The organism is Methylomonas sp. BG-2 (genome assembly GCF_057766305.1).
The window spans coordinates 1-17,576 of the sequence record NZ_JBYMAP010000077.1 but is presented as its reverse complement, the minus strand read 5'-3'; the positions used below and the strand labels follow the sequence as shown (position 1 = coordinate 17,576).

Annotated in this window: 16 protein-coding genes; 10 read left to right on the top strand and 6 right to left on the bottom strand. The window is 59.8% G+C overall.

The genetic code is table 11. From position 1 onward, the window contains the following. The 3 genes from AC3B8H_RS09375 to lpdA all read left to right on the top strand — a co-directional run. A partial coding sequence (locus AC3B8H_RS09375) for a filamentous hemagglutinin family protein (RefSeq protein ID WP_488441325.1) occupies window positions 1-2,433 on the top strand: 2,433 nt, incomplete at its 5' end. Window positions 2,434-2,597: 164 nt separating this feature from the next. Beyond that, window positions 2,598-3,407: a glutamate racemase gene (gene murI, locus AC3B8H_RS09370; protein ID WP_488441324.1), complete on the top strand. Its 810-nt coding sequence runs from the start codon at window positions 2,598-2,600 to the stop codon at window positions 3,405-3,407. Between the two features lie 385 nt (window positions 3,408-3,792). Beyond that, on the top strand, window positions 3,793-5,208 hold the full coding sequence (gene lpdA, locus AC3B8H_RS09365) for a dihydrolipoyl dehydrogenase (RefSeq protein ID WP_488441323.1): 1,416 nt from the start codon (window positions 3,793-3,795) through the stop codon (window positions 5,206-5,208). A 74-nt stretch (window positions 5,209-5,282) separates the two neighbouring features. On the opposite strand, the gene AC3B8H_RS09360 is transcribed toward lpdA, so the two are convergent. Both AC3B8H_RS09360 and AC3B8H_RS09355 read right to left on the bottom strand, forming a co-directional pair. Beyond that, complete coding sequence (locus tag AC3B8H_RS09360) at window positions 5,283-5,726, bottom strand: NfeD family protein (RefSeq protein ID WP_488441322.1); 444 nt, start codon at window positions 5,724-5,726, stop codon at window positions 5,283-5,285. Between the two features lie 4 nt (window positions 5,727-5,730). After that, a complete protein-coding gene (locus tag AC3B8H_RS09355) occupies window positions 5,731-6,651 on the bottom strand; it encodes an SPFH domain-containing protein (RefSeq protein ID WP_488441321.1) in 921 nt (306 codons plus the stop codon). Between the two features lie 98 nt (window positions 6,652-6,749). On the opposite strand from AC3B8H_RS09355, the gene AC3B8H_RS09350 reads away from it, so the two are divergent. Then, window positions 6,750-7,055, top strand: coding sequence for a hypothetical protein (locus AC3B8H_RS09350; protein ID WP_488441320.1), 306 nt, complete (start codon window positions 6,750-6,752; stop codon window positions 7,053-7,055). Between the two features lie 10 nt (window positions 7,056-7,065). On the opposite strand, the gene AC3B8H_RS09345 is transcribed toward AC3B8H_RS09350, so the two are convergent. Genes AC3B8H_RS09345 through AC3B8H_RS09335 form a run of 3 tightly spaced genes read right to left on the bottom strand, consistent with a single transcriptional unit; the run spans window position 7,066 to window position 10,855 of the window. Continuing rightward, on the bottom strand, window positions 7,066-9,012 hold the full coding sequence (locus tag AC3B8H_RS09345) for a transglutaminase TgpA family protein (protein ID WP_488441319.1): 1,947 nt from the start codon (window positions 9,010-9,012) through the stop codon (window positions 7,066-7,068). Further along, a complete protein-coding gene (locus AC3B8H_RS09340; protein WP_488441318.1) occupies window positions 9,009-9,953 on the bottom strand; it encodes a DUF58 domain-containing protein in 945 nt (314 codons plus the stop codon). Before AC3B8H_RS09340 ends, AC3B8H_RS09345 begins: the two co-directional genes overlap by 4 nt. Then, window positions 9,950-10,855: an AAA family ATPase gene (locus tag AC3B8H_RS09335; protein ID WP_488441317.1), complete on the bottom strand. Its 906-nt coding sequence runs from the start codon at window positions 10,853-10,855 to the stop codon at window positions 9,950-9,952. Before AC3B8H_RS09335 ends, AC3B8H_RS09340 begins: the two co-directional genes overlap by 4 nt. Window positions 10,856-10,986: 131 nt before the next feature. Between AC3B8H_RS09335 and AC3B8H_RS09330 the strand changes: the two genes are divergently transcribed. The 4 genes from AC3B8H_RS09330 (at window position 10,987) to mltB (ending at window position 15,003) form a co-directional block, all read left to right on the top strand. Then, entirely contained in the window at window positions 10,987-11,319 is a 333-nt protein-coding gene (locus tag AC3B8H_RS09330) for a TraR/DksA family transcriptional regulator (RefSeq protein ID WP_488441316.1), read from the top strand. A 311-nt stretch (window positions 11,320-11,630) separates the two neighbouring features. Further along, window positions 11,631-12,668, top strand: a complete 1,038-nt coding sequence (locus AC3B8H_RS09325) for a type IV pilus twitching motility protein PilT (RefSeq protein ID WP_064026984.1) — start codon at window positions 11,631-11,633, stop codon at window positions 12,666-12,668. A 16-nt stretch (window positions 12,669-12,684) separates the two neighbouring features. After that, entirely contained in the window at window positions 12,685-13,818 is a 1,134-nt protein-coding gene (locus AC3B8H_RS09320; protein WP_488441315.1) for a PilT/PilU family type 4a pilus ATPase, read from the top strand. Between the two features lie 18 nt (window positions 13,819-13,836). Then, entirely contained in the window at window positions 13,837-15,003 is a 1,167-nt protein-coding gene (gene mltB, locus AC3B8H_RS09315) for a lytic murein transglycosylase B (RefSeq protein ID WP_488441314.1), read from the top strand. Between the two features lie 13 nt (window positions 15,004-15,016). Here the strand turns inward: mltB and AC3B8H_RS09310 are convergent, their stop codons facing one another. Then, window positions 15,017-15,217, bottom strand: coding sequence for a hypothetical protein (locus tag AC3B8H_RS09310; protein ID WP_488441313.1), 201 nt, complete (start codon window positions 15,215-15,217; stop codon window positions 15,017-15,019). 164 nt (window positions 15,218-15,381) lie between these two features. Here AC3B8H_RS09310 and AC3B8H_RS09305 point away from each other — a divergent pair, with 164 nt between their 5' ends. Together AC3B8H_RS09305 and AC3B8H_RS09300 are read left to right on the top strand one after the other, a co-directional pair. Then, window positions 15,382-15,594 carry a hypothetical protein gene (locus AC3B8H_RS09305; protein ID WP_488441312.1) on the top strand — a complete coding sequence of 71 codons (213 nt, stop codon included), beginning with the start codon at window positions 15,382-15,384 and terminating at the stop codon, window positions 15,592-15,594. A 229-nt stretch (window positions 15,595-15,823) separates the two neighbouring features. Further along, entirely contained in the window at window positions 15,824-17,344 is a 1,521-nt protein-coding gene (locus tag AC3B8H_RS09300) for a fumarate hydratase (RefSeq protein ID WP_488441311.1), read from the top strand. Window positions 17,345-17,576: the final 232 nt, after the last annotated feature.

Here is a 17,576-nt window from a genome sequence, read left to right as displayed (position 1 = left end):
GGCGGCGATATCGTCGGCGCGGTCAGCTCGCAGTTTCTCGGCGATTGGCTGCAACACGCCAGCGTCCTTGGAGACGGTGGCAACTTGACCGGCGCCACGGTCTGGGGCATCAGCTTCGATGCGCCGGCCACCGTTAGCGGCCAAAACCAAAGCTTCGGCTTTCGGGAAAACCTCGGCGCGCTGGGTGGCGGCAATATCGACATCAACGCCGGCCGCGACATCCTGGATTTGTCGGTGATGTTGCCGACTTCGGCCAAGCTGACCGGCGCCGTCGATGCCGACGGCAACATCGCCGAAAGCCCGCCGCTAATCCGCGGCGGCGGCGATTTGAACCTGCGGGCCGGCGGCGACATTGCCGGCGGCGTGTTTTTCGTGGACAAGGGCATTGCCAACATTAAGGCCGGTGGCGCGATTACCGCCAGCAGAGTCGATCCGGACGCAACCGACGATAGTGTTGTCTACAGCGCGGGGCCGATATTCGCGATCGCCGATGCCGTGTTTAACCTACAAGCGGCGACCGGTATCGCGGTCGGCGCGGTGCTGAATCCGTTCGGCGTCCCACCCGCTACCACGGGTTCCAATACGACCATCGTGAACAGCTACTTTTTCAATTACGGTCCGAGCAGCGGCATCGCGCTGCAAACGCTGGCCGGCGACATCGAATTTAACAACGACGTGGATTTGATCGACCAACTGGCCAAAACCTTCCCGACCGCCACCGGCGATCCGCAAACCTATATCGCTCAAGCCGGCGTGGATTGGTGGTCCTACTATCCCGGCAATCTGACCGCCCACGCGCTCAGCGGCGATATCAACGTCAATAATTCGATCTTGTTATTCCCAAGCGCCGACAGTACGCTGGAGTTGGTGGCCTGGGGTAATTTGACACTGGGCATCGACGCGCTAAGTAGCAGCGAGATCCGGCAACTGGACGCCGATCCCAGCTTTTTGCCATCTTTCCTGAATCCGACCGACACCGGCGGCGTTTGGCCCGAACACGCGGATGTGTCGGTGCATGCCGGCGATAACCGGCCGAATCGGCTGATCGCCGCGCACGGCAGCATTTCCGGAGTCGGCGTCGCCAGCGTGATTACCGCCAAGGCCACAAGCTTTTACGCCGGACTGGACTTTAAAAACCTGGGTTTGACATTGCAGAATCTGCATGCGGACGATGTCAGCAGCATCAGCGCCGGCCGCGATATCCTCTACGAATTGCTCAGAAACCCGACGACCGGGGCTTTTACCGCGACCAACGCTCAAATCGAACTGGCCGGACCGGGTTTGTTGAACGTGTGGGCCGGGCGGAATATTGACTTAGGCGTGTCCGGCGGCATTATCTCGGTCGGCAATTTGCACAATGTCGCGCTACCCGGTCAAGGTGCCGACATTAGCGTGTTGGCCGGCAGCCGTTTTGGCGATTTCACCGCGCCGCTGGAAGACTTCCTGAATATCTATGTCGTGTCCGGCGCGTACCAAGGCTTACGCGCAGCCTTGGAACAACAAGCCACGCCGATCGGCCGCTTGCAAATCGCGCTCTCGGTACTATTCGACGAAATTCGCGCCTCGGCCAAGGCGGCGGCCGCGACGACCGGTAGCCAGCAACAGGCCGCCTACCAACGCGGTTACGATGCGATCGCGCTGTTGTTTCCGGACGCCCCTGCCGGCGACATCAAACTGTTCTTCAGCCGAATTCAAACCCTGCAAGGCGGCGACATCAACCTGTTGGCGCCGGGCGGCAGGGTCAACGTCGGCCTGGCCTCGGGATTTACCGGCGGCAAAGCCGACCAGGCTGATTTAGGCATCATTGCCCAGCGCGAAGGCGACATTAATATCCTGGTCAAACACGACTTGCAGGTGAACCAGCAACGGGTGTTCACGCTGGCCGGAGGCGACATTAGCGTCTGGTCGTCGGACGGCAATATCGACGCCGGCCGGGGCGCCAAAGCGGCCTTGGCGACTGCATCGCCGAATATCCGAATCGACAAAACCACCGGTCAGCTGATCGTCGAATTTCCGCCGACGATTTCCGGCAGCGGCATTCGGGCGCAATCGGGCTATAACAGCGACAGGATCGGCAATGTAGTGCTGGCCGCGCCGAAAGGCGTGGTCGATGCCGGCGAGGCCGGGATTGGCGGTCAAAATGTCACGATTGCCGCCAGCGCGGTGATCGGTGCCAGCAATATTCAAGTGCTGGGCAGCAGCATTGGATTCGGCCAGATCCCGACACCTCCGGTCATGCCCGACGGCGCGGGCGCCGCCGCAGCTGCCGCCAGCCGTTCCGCGCCGACGCAAGAGCAGGCGGCCGAGCAACAAAGTGGCGACTCCGCGGCCGGCCGTTCCGGCAAAATCGCATTGCTGGATAGCCAACTGCTTGGTTTCGGCGCCTGCAGCGTTGCCGACGTCAAGTCCGGCAAGGCGGGGTGCGGCGAATAACGAGCCGCTTGGCCCCGGTCCGATTGCGCCAGATCGGCGGTGGGGATTTCCGTCCGAATGCCGGCCGAGCGCGGTCGGAACCTTAAAATAGGTTTCCGCGCGGGCGTTTTTTGATGAATGTGCGAAAATTCCACGGTCGCCAAACGGGAGCCATACACCAGACCATGCCCACCACCGAATCCTTTTCCGCGCCGATCGGCGTTTACGACTCCGGCATCGGCGGGCTGTCGGTGTTGCGGGCGCTTCGGGAAAAGTTGCCGAGCGAATCCTTTGTTTACGTCGCGGATAACGCTCACGCCCCTTACGGCGATCGGGCGCCGGCGTTCATCGAAGCGCGCGCCCGGCAAATCGCCGAGTTCCTGGTGCAACGCGGCGCGCGGGCCTTGGTGCTGGCCTGCAACACCGCCAGCGTTGTCGCCGCCCAACAGCTACGCAGTCTGCACGGCTTGCCGATCGTCGCGATGGAACCGGCCATCAAACCGGCCGCGCAAATTACCCAGTCCAAAGTCGTATTGGTCATGGCGACCACCAACACGATACGGAGCGGATCGGTCGCCCGACTGTGCCGCGCCCACGGCCGGGAGGTTAACCTGATCCTGCAGCCGTGTCCGGGTTTGGCCGACCAGGTCGAGCGCGGCGAATTTCGTAGCGCGGCAACCTTGCGTTTGTTGGATGAATTCATCGGCCCCGGCATCGCCGCCGGCGCCGATACCATTGTGTTGGGTTGCACGCATTACGCGTTTCTGGCGCCGGAAATTTCGCGAATTGCCGGCCCGGCGGTCGCGGTGGTCGAGCCTTCCGATGCGATCGCCCGGCAACTGGCCCGAGTGCTGCCGTCCGCCGCCGCGCCCCGGCGACCGGCCAGCGCCACCACCTACTATACGACAGGCTCGGCGCCGGACCTGTCGGCCTTTTTGGCGGCTATCGGCGAGCCCTCGCAGTCGGTCTACACGCTGCCGGCCGGTGCGGTTTAGTCCATTCCGAAGATCTCTCGAACGGGTTTGCAAATTAGGCGCGGGCATCGTGCGACTTTAGAAAGGCATCGATGTCGCCGCAGGCTTCCAAGCGGCTTCCGTCTCACCGACTATTGGCAATGCGAGCAATCAGGCATCGCGCGCCAACTTCGTAAAGCCTGGATTGCTCTCGCCTGAATCGGCGGACCGACCGTCGTCCCGCTGCGCTTGCGCAAACAGATTGCGCCAGGATGCGGCGTCGGCGGCGCGTTGCCGGTTTTTTCGCTGGGGTTCAGTTTAGTTTTTGATCCGTCGCGGTAACCTGTAAAATCGCCGTTAAGCTTGGGCGCCGTTTCGGCATCAGCTGGCACGCCTCACCGATTTCGTTATTTAGGAGTTCCATTTCATGAGCAATACACAAACTCACGCCGAAGTTCTGGTCCTGGGCGGCGGCCCCGGCGGTTACACGGCGGCCTTCCGTGCCGCCGATCTGGGCAAGCAGGTGGTCCTGGTCGAACGCTATCCGGTGCTGGGCGGCGTTTGTCTGAACGTCGGCTGCATTCCGTCGAAAGCCTTGTTGCACGTCGCGCAAATCATCCACGAAGCCGAAGCGATGGCCGAGCATGGCGTCAGCTTCGGCAAGCCGCAAGTCGATTTGGATCAAATCCGCGGCTGGAAGCAAAGCGTCAGCCAGAGTTTGAACCAAGGTTTGGCGAAGCTGGCCAAGCAGCGCAAGGTGACCGTCATCAACGGCGTCGGCAAGTTTGCCTCTGCCAATAGCCTGACCGTCGAAAACGAGTCCGGCAGCCAAACCGTGACCTTTGATCACGCGATCGTCGCCGCCGGCTCGCAGCCGACCAAAATCCCCGGCTTCCCGCACGACGATCCGCGGGTTTGGGATTCGACCGATGCGCTGAATCTGAACTTCGTACCGGAAAAACTGCTGATCGTCGGCGGCGGCATTATCGGCCTGGAAATGGCCACCGTTTACCATGCGCTGGGTTCGAAAATCAGCGTGGTGGAGTTGATGGACCAAATCATCCCCGGCTGCGACAAGGATTTAGTGACGCCGCTGCAGCGCAAAATCAAAAAGCAATACGACAACCTGTGGCTGAAAACCAGCGTGAAAGCGATGGAAGCCACCGACGCCGGCATTATAGTCGCGATGGAAGGCAAGGATGCGCCGGAAAGCGAAGTGTTCGACGCGGTGTTGGTCGCGGTTGGCCGCCGGCCGAACGGCAAATTAATCGACGCCGTTAAGGCCGGCGTTACCGTCGACGAACGCGGCTTTATTCCGGTTGATAAACAGGGCCGCACCAATGTCGGCCACATCTTTGCCATCGGCGATATCGTCGGCAATCCGATGCTGGCGCACAAAGCCACTCACGAGGGCAAAATCGCCGCCGAAACCATCGCCGGCCACAAAGCCGGTTTCGACGCGCTGACGATTCCGTCGGTAGCCTACACCGATCCGGAAGTGGCGTGGATGGGCCTGACCGAAACTCAGGCTCAGCAGCAAGGTATCGAGTTTAACAAAGCCGTGTTCCCGTGGGCCGCCAGCGGTCGGTCGTTGGCCTTGGGCCGCAACGAAGGCATCACCAAAATTTTGACCGACAAAACCAGCGGCCGGATTTTGGGTGCCGGTTTCACCGGCCCCGGCGCCGGCGAACTGGTCGCGGAAGCGGTTTTAGCCCTGGAAATGGGCGCCGATGCCACCGACATCAGCCTGAGCATTCATCCGCACCCGACCTTGTCTGAAACCTTCGCGTTCGCGGCGGAGATGATAGAAGGCACGATTACCGACTTGTACGTCAAAAAATAAACTCCAGCGCGCAAGCTTTCGACACTTCGCCCGACGGTTGCCGGTCCGGCCGGCAACCGTCACCCTCTAAAGCCCTAACGGCAAACGTCCACCTCGAATACGGTGCCGTTAACCGCAACGACCTTGACTTTGCCGCCCACCGGGCAATCCTCGCCGTGGACTTTCCAGATCGTATCGTCCACCTTGATCTTGCCCTGGCCGTTTTCGATGGCTTCCACCAGATTGAAGGTGCGGCCGACGTATTGGGCGCCGCGCCGGTTCAACAGCGGATGATCGCTGGTTTGCGCCTTGGCGCCGGCATAACGCCGCCAAGCCAATACCGCCGCGATCGCCATCGCCGAGAACAGCAGCAATTGCAAATTAAATCCCATCACCGGCACGACCAGCAACAACGCGCCGGTCACGAAAGCCGCCACCGCCAGCCATAAAAAGAAGAAACCGCTGACCAGGATTTCCAAGCCCAAAAAGGCGACCGCGGCCACCCACCAATACCAGAACACAATGTCGAATTCGCTCATCGCGCTAGCCTTTTTTGGACAAGGCTTCCTTGGCCAATTCGCCGATACCGCCCAGGGCCCCGATCACGCTGGAAGCTTCCAAAGGCATTAGAATCAGCTTGCTGTTGTCGGCGGTGGCGATCTCCTTGATGGATTCGATGTATTTTTGCGCGACGAAAAAATTGATCGCCTGCACGTCGCCCTTGGCGATGGCTTCGGAAACCATGATCGTGGCCTTGGCTTCGGCTTCGGCCAAACGCTCGCGGGCTTCGGCCTCGCGAAACGCGGCTTCGCGGCGACCCTCGGCTTCCAGGATCGCGCTCTGTTTCAAGCCCTCGGCTTTCAATATTTCCGCCTGCCGTAAACCTTCGGCCTCCAGAATCTGCGCGCGCTTTTCCCGTTCCGCCTTCATTTGCCGGGCCATCGAATCGACCAAGTCCTTGGGCGGCGCGATGTCCTTGATTTCGATCCGGGTCACTTTGATGCCCCACGGCGTCGTCGCGTCGTCGACCACCGCCAACAAGCGGGCGTTGATTTCGTCGCGGCGCGATAACAGTTCGTCCAGGTCCATCGAGCCCATCACGGTGCGAATGTTGGTCATCACCAGATTGATGATCGCTACGTCCAGATAATTCACTTCGTAAGCCGCCTTGGCGGCATCCATGATTTGGTAAAACACCACGCCGTCCACCCGCACCATCGCGTTGTCCTTGGTAATCACTTCCTGCGACGGCACGTCGATGACCTGTTCCATCATGTTCAGTTTTCTGCCGATTTGATCGATGATGGGGACGATGATGTTCAAGCCCGGCGTCAAGGTCGCCGTATACTTACCGAAACGCTCGACCGTGTATTCCATGCCCTGAGGCACTGATTTGACGCTCATGAACACCATCAAAATGGCGAAAAAGAACAACACTGTCACGAATAAACCGAAACCGCCCATAACTGCCTCCCGAGGCTGATGTAATTTTTTATGATTGCCGATCCCAAGCCTGGTAATAATATAGGTTTATTTCACTTGCCGCTAACCGACCCGGATACATGAACACACTGATTTACTACAGCTTCAACCTCTTGATTTTGACCTTAGTCCTGTTGCTGGTCGGCTTGCTCAAGCCTAAGTGGCTGTTATTTTGGATGGACAAGCCCGGCCGCATGCCGATCATCTTCGTTTGCACCGGCCTGTTCATGACCGCGGCCGTCATGTACGGTGAAGGCAACAAGGAGTTGCAAGCCGAAAAAGCCCAGCAGGCCAAGGTCCAAACCCAGGCGCCGCCGGCGCCCACCAGCGGCGACGTACCGGTCGTCAAACCGGCGCCGGCCGCCTCCCCGGCGGGTCAGCCCTAAAACGGGCCGGTCAGCGTAGCGCGTCGATCCGCCGTTTCAAATCGGTCAGATCGACGCCGGCGCCGGTTTCCTCGAAATACAGGCGGTTAAACGTTTCGGCGATGCGGTCGGCCGGTTCGGCCAGATCGGGCCTTAAGCGCCGGAGTTGCTCCGCCAGCTCGCTCGGACCGTAACCCGGTTTGGCAATCAATCCCGCTCTGGTCGAACGCGCGACAAAGCGTCGGTACAACTCGGCAACCGGGTCCCGGCGCCGACGCAAGGGCTTCAACAACCGCCAAGCCAGTAGCCCGCCGATGCCGGCCAAACTGGCAAACAGCCAGTACCCCAGCGTTAGCCAATCCTGGATTCCCAGCGCCGTCAGAAATTCGCGTTGGCTGGCGTTATCGTAATTGATGACCCAACGCTGCCATTGATAATCGACATTGCTCCACAATTGAGCGCCGCGTTGCAGCCAACTCAGCGCCCTCGGGTCGAAGTTGGCGGCTCGAAAGTTGACCGCGCCGCTGGCAACCTGTAGGTCGATATCGACGCCGCGCTCGATGCGCTCCGGCGCGATCGCCGCGGTTGGATCGAAGCGCACCCAACCGCGTTCCGCCAGCCAGGCTTCCGCCCAGGCATGCGCGTCGGCCTGGCGGACTTCCAGAAAGCCGCCGACCGTATTGAACTGGCCGCCCTGATAACCGCCCACCACTCGCGCCGGAATGCCGGCCGCCCGCAACACGTAAACGAACGCGGTCGCGTAGTGGCTGCAGAATCCGGCCCGGTGGTCGAACAAAAACGCTTCGATGGGTTTGACCGGCATAGTCGGCGGCGTCAGCGTGTAACGAAAATTCTGCTCGCGAAAATACCCGAGCAGCCGGGTGATGAAGCGTTCCGGATCGTTATCTCCGCCCCGCAAACTCTCAACCAGCGTTTGGATCCTGGGCGCCACCTTGCCCGGCAGTTGCAGGTTTTCCCGGTGTCCCGAGTCGTCGAGGTCGCCGGTGCGGTAACCGGGGGCGGACGCCAACCGGTATTCGGCGCGTTCGCCGGGGTTGTTGTCGGCCAGCAATTGGTACAAGCCGTTGCGGCGCAATTCCGGCGGATAGCGGTAAGGCAAATCCAACGCATAAACCCAATGCTGGCTTTGCGGTTCCATCAGCAGCGTGTAGTCGTAAACCCGGGTCGAATCAAAGGTCGGATCGCCTTCGCCGCGACCGGCGTAGGGCAATTGCTGCCAAACCACGCCGTCGGTGAAGGCGTAAATCGGCCCGCGCCAGTAACGCAAATGGGCTGGCGGCGGCTCGCCGGCGAACTTGACCCGGAACACCAAATCGCCGGACAGACTCAGCTCGGCGATGGCGCCCGGCTCCAGCTTGTTGCTCAAGCCGCTCCTGGCCTTGTCGGTATCCTGCAACCAACTCCAGCGCGGCGCCTCCAGTCGCGGAAACAACACGAACAACACCAGCGCGGCCGGCACGGCTTGGGCAATCAAGCGGCCGGCATTCCACAGCGCCGGACCGGTACGCGGCGTCTGGCTGTTCAGCGTAATCAAGGTGGCCAGACCGAGTACGCAGACCAACACGATGTAGCCGGCCATCAAGATGCTTTCTTCGTACAGAAACTGGGTGGCGGCGACGATGAAGGACAAAAACACGATCACGTAAACGTCGCGCCGGCCGCGGATCTCCAACAGCTTCAAACCCAGCGACACCACGAATAATCCGGTGCCGGCATCGCGGCCGAACACGCCGCGCTGCTGGCTGAACAACAAGGCTAGCCCGGCCAGGGTCAGCGCGAACAACAGCCACTTGCCCGGCAAGCAGTCCGGCCGGCCGATACCGACGCATCGCCAGCCCAGCGGCAACAGGAAAAAGCCGAACAGCGGCAGCGGCACATGCCAGGCATGCGGCAACACGATCAGGCCGGTGGATGCCAATACAAACCAGAGCAGGCGGTCGGGTAAATAGTCGCTCATGCCGGGAACACCGCCAGCGCTTCCAGGCAGCGCCGATAATGCTGGGTGCCTCGATCGGGCGCCAGGCGCAGATTGGGTAACACCAAGCCGTAACGCAGGCCGGCGTGTTCGGCGTCCACCACCCAGCGGCACAGCAGGCTCAAGCGCTCCTCCAGGTGATGACCGGGCGCCGCTTGCAAATCCAGCCACAGCTCGGCGGCGGTATTGCCGCCGTATTGTTTGCTGTGCACGCCTTGGCCCTTGGCGTAAGTTTTCCAGTCGATTTGCCGCAGGGTGTCGCCGAGCTGGTAGGCCCGCAAACCATTGAACTCATCGCCGCCGCGCGCCCGGTAGCCCGCCTGGCCGTCGCCGCCGGCTTGCTCGGGAAAGGGCGCGCCCGGTTCGGCCGGTTTCGGGTAAACCAGCAACGGACTGTCGAAGCGCAACGGCGACCAAGCCCGAAACAGACCCAGCGGATAGCAACTGCTCACGGTTAAAGTGCCCGGTTGGCGCCGCCCGCGCTGGGCGGCGATTTCGAACAACGTGACGCTGCGGTGTTGCTCGGCCGGCAATTCCAGCGTCAAGTGACTTTGCAGACGCAACTCGAGATTTTGACGCGGCCGCCGGCCCGGTTCCAAGGTAAAGACGTAAGCGGCCGGTTGGCCGGCGAAGACCGGCGCCTGTCGCCCAGCCCGCACCACCAAGCCCGCCAGCGCCAGATAGGTGTGCAGTATCGTCACGAAAAAAACGCCGGCCAGCAAGAAGCCCAACAAGTAGCACAGGTTGTTGCCGTAAACGTAGCCGATCAGCAATAGCACGCCGATCAATCCCGCGAACAGCAAGCCGCGCCGGTTGGGGATGATGAAGATACGCCGGTGATTGAGTTCTATCGCGTCGCCGGACGGCGCTTCGCCGCGAATGAAGCGGGACAGGCGAAAGCGCTCGGACAGCTTCAGGCTCACAACACGGCAACTTGTTCGAGTATCGGCGCGACGGTGGCCGCCGAATCGACCACGCCGGCCTGCAAGCGATGGCCGGCCACCGCCGGTAACACGGCTTGCAAGTCTTCCGGCAACACCGCCTTGCGCCGGTCCAGGAACGCCCAAGCCTTGGCGGCGGCCAATAATCCCAAGCCGCCGCGCGGCGACAAGCCGCTGGCGTAATCCGGGTGGTGGCGGCTGAAATCCAAGATGCCTTGCAGATAATCGAGCAAGGCCGGCGAAACGTGGACCTCGGTCGCGGCCAATTGCATTTCTAGCAACGCGCCGGCGCCGATCACCACCGGCAGATTGTCGATCAAGGCATGGCGGGGACGGCCGCTCAATAATTCGCGTTCGGCTTGGCGGTTGGGATAACCCAATTCTATCCGCATTAAAAACCGATCCACTTGCGATTCCGGCAACGGGAAGGTACCGATCTGGTGGGCTGGATTTTGGGTCGCGATCACAAAAAACGGCTGGGGTAACGGATAGGTCTTGCCTTCTATCGTGACCTGACGCTCCTCCATCGCCTCCAGCAACGCGCTTTGCGCCTTGGGCGTGGCCCGGTTGATTTCGTCGGCCAGCACCATTTGCTTGAAGATGGGTCCGGCGTGAAAGGTAAACGTCTGGCGTTGGGCATCGAACACCGACGAGCCGAGAATGTCGGCGGGCAAGATGTCGCTGGTGAACTGGATGCGCTGGTACTCCATCCCGAACAGTTTGGCCAGGGTGTGCGCCAGCGTGGTTTTGCCGACGCCGGGAATGTCCTCGATCAACAGATGCCCCCTGGCCAACAGACAGCAAACCGCCAGTCGGATTTGGCGGGGCTTGCCGAGGATAATCCGGTTGGCGGTGTCCAATAAACGTTCGAGAGCGAGATCCATCGGGGCAGTGTCGGTAGGGAAAAGACTGCGGCCGAGTATAGTCCAGCCCGGTTGCACCCGCCATCGGCTTCGTTGTATAAAGCAGGCAGCCTCAAACACCATTGCGATACGGCCGGGCCGCGGAGACGCTTATGAAAGACTACGACAACGTGCGCGACCAGCTGCTGAACATGCTGGAAGAGTTGGACGATCGCTTGAGTAAAATCACCGACGACGTCAAGCATATCGACCAACCGGTGGACCGCGATTTTTCCGAACAAGCGACCCAGACCGAGAACGACGAGGTGCTGGACGCCATCGGCAACGTCACTCGGGACGAAGTCGAAAAAATCAAGCAAGCGATCATCCGCATCGACGCCGGCACCTACGGCATCTGCCAGCGTTGCGGCGAGCCGATCAAGGCGGCCCGGTTGGCCGCGTTACCCTACGCCACACTCTGCATACGCTGCGCCGAGCAACAGTAATCGCGCCAAGGCGCAAGATTTTGTGCTTCCAACCCCATCGCGCGCGGGCTAATCGCGAATTCAGCCCGAGTCCCGCGCGCTAAATCAGCGGCCGGGCTTACAACGCGGTAGCTCCTGGGTAAGCGGGCGACAAGCTTCCGAATTGATCGCGCCACGGGGCTTGTCGCGACGGCAAGTTTGGTCGCCAGTTTTCGCCGCAACATGGCGGCCATGCCGATCCTGACCGGTTGCTTCGGATAGCATCCGCGCCGTTGGTTTGGATTTTGTACTATCCTTTGCCCACCACCTTTTTTTCGTTGGACCCCCGCCCCATGGACATCGCCGAATTGCTGACTTTTTCCGTTAAAAACAAAGCCTCGGACCTGCATTTGTCCGCCGGCTTGCCGCCGATGATCCGGGTGGACGGCGACATCCGCCGGATCAACATCCCGCCGCTCAATCATAAGGAAGTCCACGCGCTGATCTACGACATCATGAACGACAAGCAGCGCCGGGATTACGAGGAATTTTTGGAGACCGACTTTTCGTTCGCGCTGCCCGGCGTGGCGCGGTTCCGGGTCAACGCCTTCAATCAGGATCGCGGCGCGGCCGGCGTGTTCCGGACCATTCCGTCCAAGGTGCTGACGCTGGAAGATTTGGACGCGCCGAAATTTTTCGCGGAACTGTGCACCAAGCCGCGGGGTTTGATTCTGGTGACCGGACCGACCGGTTCCGGCAAGTCGACGACGTTGGCGGCGATGATCAATCACATCAACACCAACGATTACGCGCATATCCTAACCGTCGAGGACCCGATCGAATTCGTTCACGAAAGCCAGAAATCGCTGATCAACCAGCGCGAAATCCACCGCGACACGCTGGGTTTCAACGAAGCCCTACGTTCGGCGTTGCGAGAAGACCCCGACATCATCCTGGTCGGCGAGATGCGCGACCTGGAAACCATCCGTCTGGCGCTGACCGCCGCCGAAACCGGCCACTTGGTCTTCGGTACGCTGCATACCACCTCGGCCGCGAAGACCATAGACCGGATTATCGACGTGTTTCCGGCCGCCGAAAAAGACATGATTCGGGCGATGCTGTCGGAATCCTTGCAGGCGGTGATTTCGCAAACTCTGCTGAAAAAAGTCGGGGGCGGCCGGATCGCCGCCCACGAGATCATGGTCGGTACGCCGGCGATCCGCAACCTGATTCGCGAAGCCAAGGTGGCGCAAATGTATTCGGCCATTCAAACCGGCCGCAAGGACGGCATGCAAACGCTGGATCAAAACCTGAAGGAACTGGTCGACAAGGGCTTGATTACCGCCAAGGCGGCGATGACCCGCGCGGTCAACAAAGACATGTTCCGCTGAAATACGAGGAGACGCCATGGACTTTAAAGCCTTATTGGCGCTGATGGTCGAGAAAAAAGCCTCCGACCTGTTCATTACCGCCGGCCGGGCGCCGTCGATGAAAGTGGACGGCAAGGTCGTCGAAGTGTCCAAGGGTATTTTGAACAGCGAGCAAACCATGAAATTGGTGCTCAGCGTGATGTCGCAACGCCAGCGCGACGAGTTCGAGAATACCAAGGAGTGCCAATTCGCGCTGAGCGTTAGCGAATTAGGCCGTTTCCGGGTGAGTGCCTTTACCCAGCGCGATTCGGCCGGCATGGTGTTGCGCCGCATCGAAACCACGATTCCGACCGCCGAACAACTGCACCTGCCGCCGGTGCTGAAAGACTTGATCATGTACAAGCGCGGTCTGGTGATGTTCGTCGGTGCGACCGGCACCGGTAAGTCGACGTCGCTGGCCGCGTTGATTCGGCATCGCAACGAAAATACCAGTGGTCACATCATTTCGATCGAAGACCCGATCGAGTTCATCCATCCGCACCAAGGCTGTATCGTCACCCAACGCGAGGTCGGATTGGATACCGAATCCTTCGAAGTCGCGCTGAAAAACACCCTGCGGCAAGCGCCCGACGTGATTCTGATCGGCGAGGTGCGCACTCGCGACACGATGCAGCACGCCATCACCTTCGCCGAAACCGGTCATTTGTGCGTCTGCACGCTGCATGCCAACAATGCCAATCAGGCATTGGACCGAATTCTGCATTTCTTTCCGGAGGAGATGCATAGCCAATTGTTCATGGACCTGTCGCTGAATCTGCGAGGGATCGTCGCCCAACAACTGGTGCAACGCGCGGACGGCAAGGGTCGCTTTCCGGCCATCGAAATTCTGTTGAACACGCCGCTGGTGTCGGACATGATCCGCAAGGGCGAGGTGCATAAATTGAAGGAATTGATGAAGAACTCGCGCGAACACGGCATGCAGACTTTCGACCAAGCGCTTTACGATTTGTACGCAGCCGGTAAAATTGGCTACGAAGACGCGCTGCACGCCGCCGACTCCCGCAACGAAGTCCGCTTGATGATCAAGTTGGGCGCCGAAAACGTCAATTTCGAAGTCAAGGACATGATGTTGGAGGAAAACGACGACGACGGAGGCGCGCTGTATAAATAACACTGAGTAACCCGACCTTTGAAACCTCCGAAACCTCCGCGCGCCGTTAAAATCGCCGCCATCCTGCTGATTACGCTATTGGATGGTTGTAGCTCTCAACCCGTTGCCAAGCATACGCCCTCGGAGCGGGCTTACAGTCCGACCCGGCAAGTGCCGCCTGAGCGCGGCCGCACCTCGATACCCGATTTACGGCCACTGGCCGAACCCGGCGGATACCGGGCTTCGTCGGTCGCCGGCGACTATGCCGGTTATCCGGCGTTAAGCCGCTTTATCGACGACATCAGCCAAAAGCACGGATTTAGCCGCGAATATCTGTACGGCCTGTTCAGCCAGGCGAAACGCAAGCAATGGACGCTGGATTATCTGGCCAAGTCCGACCAGGCGATGAAGGGCAAGCCGGCCAAGGGTGGCTGGAGCCGCTACCGCGCTCAATTTCTCGATGCCCGCCATATCGACGCCGGCGTGACGTTCTGGCAAAAGTACCGATCCTCACTGCAACGCGCCAGCCGCGAATACGGCGTGCCGGAAGAATACATCCTCGGCATTCTGGCGGTGGAAACCACGTTCGGCGGCTTCGTCGGCAATCATCGGGTCATCGACGCCCTGACCACGTTGGCCTTCGATTACCAGCGCCGGGGCGAGTATTTCCGAGGCGAACTGGAGAATTTTCTGGTGATGACTCGAGCGGAAGGGATGGATCCCGGCAAACCGGTCGGCTCGTTCGCCGGCGCGATGGGCTTGGGCCAATTCATGCCCAGCAGTTTTCTGCAATGGGCGGTCGACTTCAACGGCGACGGTCGCCGCGATCTATGGCATCCGGAAGACGCGATCGGCAGCGTCGCCCGCTATTTTGCCGAACACGGCTGGCAAGCCGGCAAGCCGGTGGTTTCCGCCGCCGCCGGCCAACCCGCCACCGAATTGGAAACCGGCTTTGACAGCCAATATTCGTTGGACAAACTGAGTAACGCGGGGCTGAAACCGGCGGAAGCCTGCCGTTGCGATTACCCGCTGAGTTTACTGTTGCTGCGCCATCAAAACCGCGACGAATATCGGCTGGGCCACCCCAATTTCTACGTAATCACCCGTTACAACCACAGTACCCATTATGCGATGGCCGTGCATGAACTGGCGCAAGCCATCAAAAGCGGCTATTTGAGAATGGCCGGCCGGGACGGTCTAGGCTAGTCCCGGCTTTAGCTTAAGCCTGTAATTCGACCGGGCTCTGGCTGGCCTGACCAATTATCGGGCGCGACTCCAGCCGGTCCACACTGTCCGGCAAATGACCGGTCAGCCTTTGCGGCGTCTTTTTCAAGTCTGGGCAAACTTCGCGGTTGGCGCCGACTGTCCCGACGCCCTTCAAAAACGTTCCCGCATTCACGCCGGCGTCAAGTCCTCGCATTGAACCTTCGAACAATTCCAGGCCAGCGCTTTCAAGGTGACCATAGGCAACAAGCCGATAATTGCAAAATTGATCACATTTTTAATCAAACCAAATTGCCAAATTGTTAATCCGTTCGCGGAAAAGCTGGTGATGTTGGCCTTGGAAGGGAAAGGATAGTTGTCATGAAAATCTACTTAATCACAGATGAGCAACAGGAAGACCTGCAGAGGCAGCACGACTCGCTGATCAAAACCAAATCGATGTGCGATTTGATGCTGGACATCGCCACGCAATCCGGCGATTTGGCTATTTTCGACGCCGCATTGGAAATCGCCAACACCGAATTGGATCGGCTGGAAATCTTTTTCGATATGCCGGAGTTATGCTTTAAGTAGTCACAAGAGGCGACCAAGATCGAGCGTGGCACGGCCCGAATCGGCTAACTTCTTGCCGAATTCCGCCAGCCCATGTCGGGAAGCTTTATCTCTCCGCCGTTTTGCCGGGATTTTCCAACGATTCGGTGAATAAACGGGCGAGCGGAGAACGCCCGGCGATTTCAAAAATCCTCAAGCCCTCGGCTCTTCGTGGTAAATTCCGGGCTGATTCTTGCCACCCAATTGAGCCATGACAACGATACGTCAAGCCGATTTTATTCAAAGCATCGCCGATGCCTTGCAGTTTATTTCCTATTACCACCCGAAGGATTTCATCGACGCGCTGTATGCCGCCTACCAAAAGGAACAAAGCCCGGCGGCGAAGGACGCGATGGCGCAGATTTTAATCAACTCGCGGATGTGCGCCGAAGGACGCCGGCCGATTTGTCAGGACACCGGCATCGTCACGGTGTTTTTGAAGATTGGCATGGAGGTGCGTTGGGACGCCAAACTGAGCGTCGGCGACATGGTCAACCAAGGCGTGCGCCAGGCTTATCTGCATCCGGACAACGTGCTGCGGGCTTCTATCCTGTCCGATCCGGCCGGCAAGCGCATCAACACCAAGGACAACACCCCGGCGGTCATCCACATGGAACTGGTGCCCGGCGACAAAGTGGATGTCGAAATCGCCGCGAAAGGCGGCGGTTCGGAAGCCAAGTCCAAATTCGCGATGCTGAATCCGGCCGACAGCATCGTCGATTGGGTGATGAAAACCGTGCCGAGCATGGGCGCCGGCTGGTGTCCGCCCGGTATTTTGGGTATCGGCATCGGCGGTACTGCCGAGAAAGCCATGATCCTGGCTAAGCAGGCTTGCATGGGCTCTATCGACATTCAGGACTTGATCGCGCGCGGCCCCAGCAATGCGCTGGAAGAATTGCGTCTGGAGCTTTACGACAAGGTCAATGCGCTGGGTATCGGTGCGCAAGGCCTGGGCGGCTTGACCACGGTGCTGGATGTGAAAATCCTGGATTATCCGACCCACGCCGCCAACAAACCGGTGGCGATGATCCCCAACTGCGCCGCCACCCGCCACGCCCATTTCGTATTGGACGGCTCCGGCCCAGCCGTATTAACGCCGCCCAAATTATCGGACTGGCCGGAAATCACTCAGTCCGCCAGCACGGCGCGACGGGTCAATATCGACGGCCTGACCAAGCAAGACGTCGCCGACTGGAAACCCGGCGAAACCTTGCTGCTTAGCGGCACGCTGCTGACCGGCCGCGACGCCGCCCATAAGCGTATCGTCGATCTGTTGAACAAAGGCCAGCCATTACCGGGCGGCGTGGACTTAAGGGATAAGTTCATTTATTACGTCGGCCCGGTCGATGCGGTGCGCGACGAAGTGGTCGGCCCGGCCGGTCCCACTACCGCCACCCGGATGGACAGTTTCACCGATACCGTGCTGGAAAAAACCGGCCTGCTGGGCATGATCGGCAAATCCGAGCGCGGTCCAGTTGCGATTGCGGCCATAGCCAAACACAAAGCCGTGTATTTGATCGCGGTCGGCGGGGCGGCCTATTTGGTTTCCAAAGCCATCAAACAGGCCCGCGTCGTCGCGTTTCCCGAACTTGGCATGGAAGCGATCCATGAGTTTGTCGTCGAAGATATGCCGGTCACGGTCGCGGTGGATAGTCGCGGCGCCTCGATACACAACACCTCGCCCAAGGAATGGCAAGCGAAGATCGGCAAGATTCCAGTCCTGATCGAGTAATTTACGGCATTTTCTTGAAGCCCATGCGCGGTAGCGCACCGAAAAAACAAAGACTCGAGGCGTGGCCATTGGAGACCGGTATTGCTCGGCGCTTCAGCCAGCCACGTTGACTCGGCTACGAATAACTCAAGCGGCCCACCCCGTTCGACGCTCCCACCCGTTCCCGGCTCGCGGTATAGTGGCTGTTTTTCGTCATGTTCAAACCAGCGTTATTCATCGTCCAATGCCGACA

Excerpts from the sequence above, each read along its gene's own strand:
- murI (WP_488441324.1), top strand. The coding sequence starts at position 2,598 with ATGCCCACCACCGAATCCTTTTCCGCGCCGATCGGCGTTTACGACTCC.
- lpdA (WP_488441323.1), top strand. The coding sequence starts at position 3,793 with ATGAGCAATACACAAACTCACGCCGAAGTTCTGGTCCTGGGCGGCGGC.
- AC3B8H_RS09360 (WP_488441322.1), bottom strand. The coding sequence starts at position 5,726 with ATGAGCGAATTCGACATTGTGTTCTGGTATTGGTGGGTGGCCGCGGTC.
- AC3B8H_RS09355 (WP_488441321.1), bottom strand. The coding sequence starts at position 6,651 with ATGGGCGGTTTCGGTTTATTCGTGACAGTGTTGTTCTTTTTCGCCATT.
- AC3B8H_RS09350 (WP_488441320.1), top strand. The coding sequence starts at position 6,750 with ATGAACACACTGATTTACTACAGCTTCAACCTCTTGATTTTGACCTTA.
- AC3B8H_RS09345 (WP_488441319.1), bottom strand. The coding sequence starts at position 9,012 with ATGAGCGACTATTTACCCGACCGCCTGCTCTGGTTTGTATTGGCATCC.
- AC3B8H_RS09335 (WP_488441317.1), bottom strand. The coding sequence starts at position 10,855 with ATGGATCTCGCTCTCGAACGTTTATTGGACACCGCCAACCGGATTATC.
- AC3B8H_RS09330 (WP_488441316.1), top strand. The coding sequence starts at position 10,987 with ATGAAAGACTACGACAACGTGCGCGACCAGCTGCTGAACATGCTGGAA.
- AC3B8H_RS09325 (WP_064026984.1), top strand. The coding sequence starts at position 11,631 with ATGGACATCGCCGAATTGCTGACTTTTTCCGTTAAAAACAAAGCCTCG.
- AC3B8H_RS09320 (WP_488441315.1), top strand. The coding sequence starts at position 12,685 with ATGGACTTTAAAGCCTTATTGGCGCTGATGGTCGAGAAAAAAGCCTCC.
- AC3B8H_RS09310 (WP_488441313.1), bottom strand. The coding sequence starts at position 15,217 with ATGCGAGGACTTGACGCCGGCGTGAATGCGGGAACGTTTTTGAAGGGC.
- AC3B8H_RS09305 (WP_488441312.1), top strand. The coding sequence starts at position 15,382 with ATGAAAATCTACTTAATCACAGATGAGCAACAGGAAGACCTGCAGAGG.
- AC3B8H_RS09300 (WP_488441311.1), top strand. The coding sequence starts at position 15,824 with ATGACAACGATACGTCAAGCCGATTTTATTCAAAGCATCGCCGATGCC.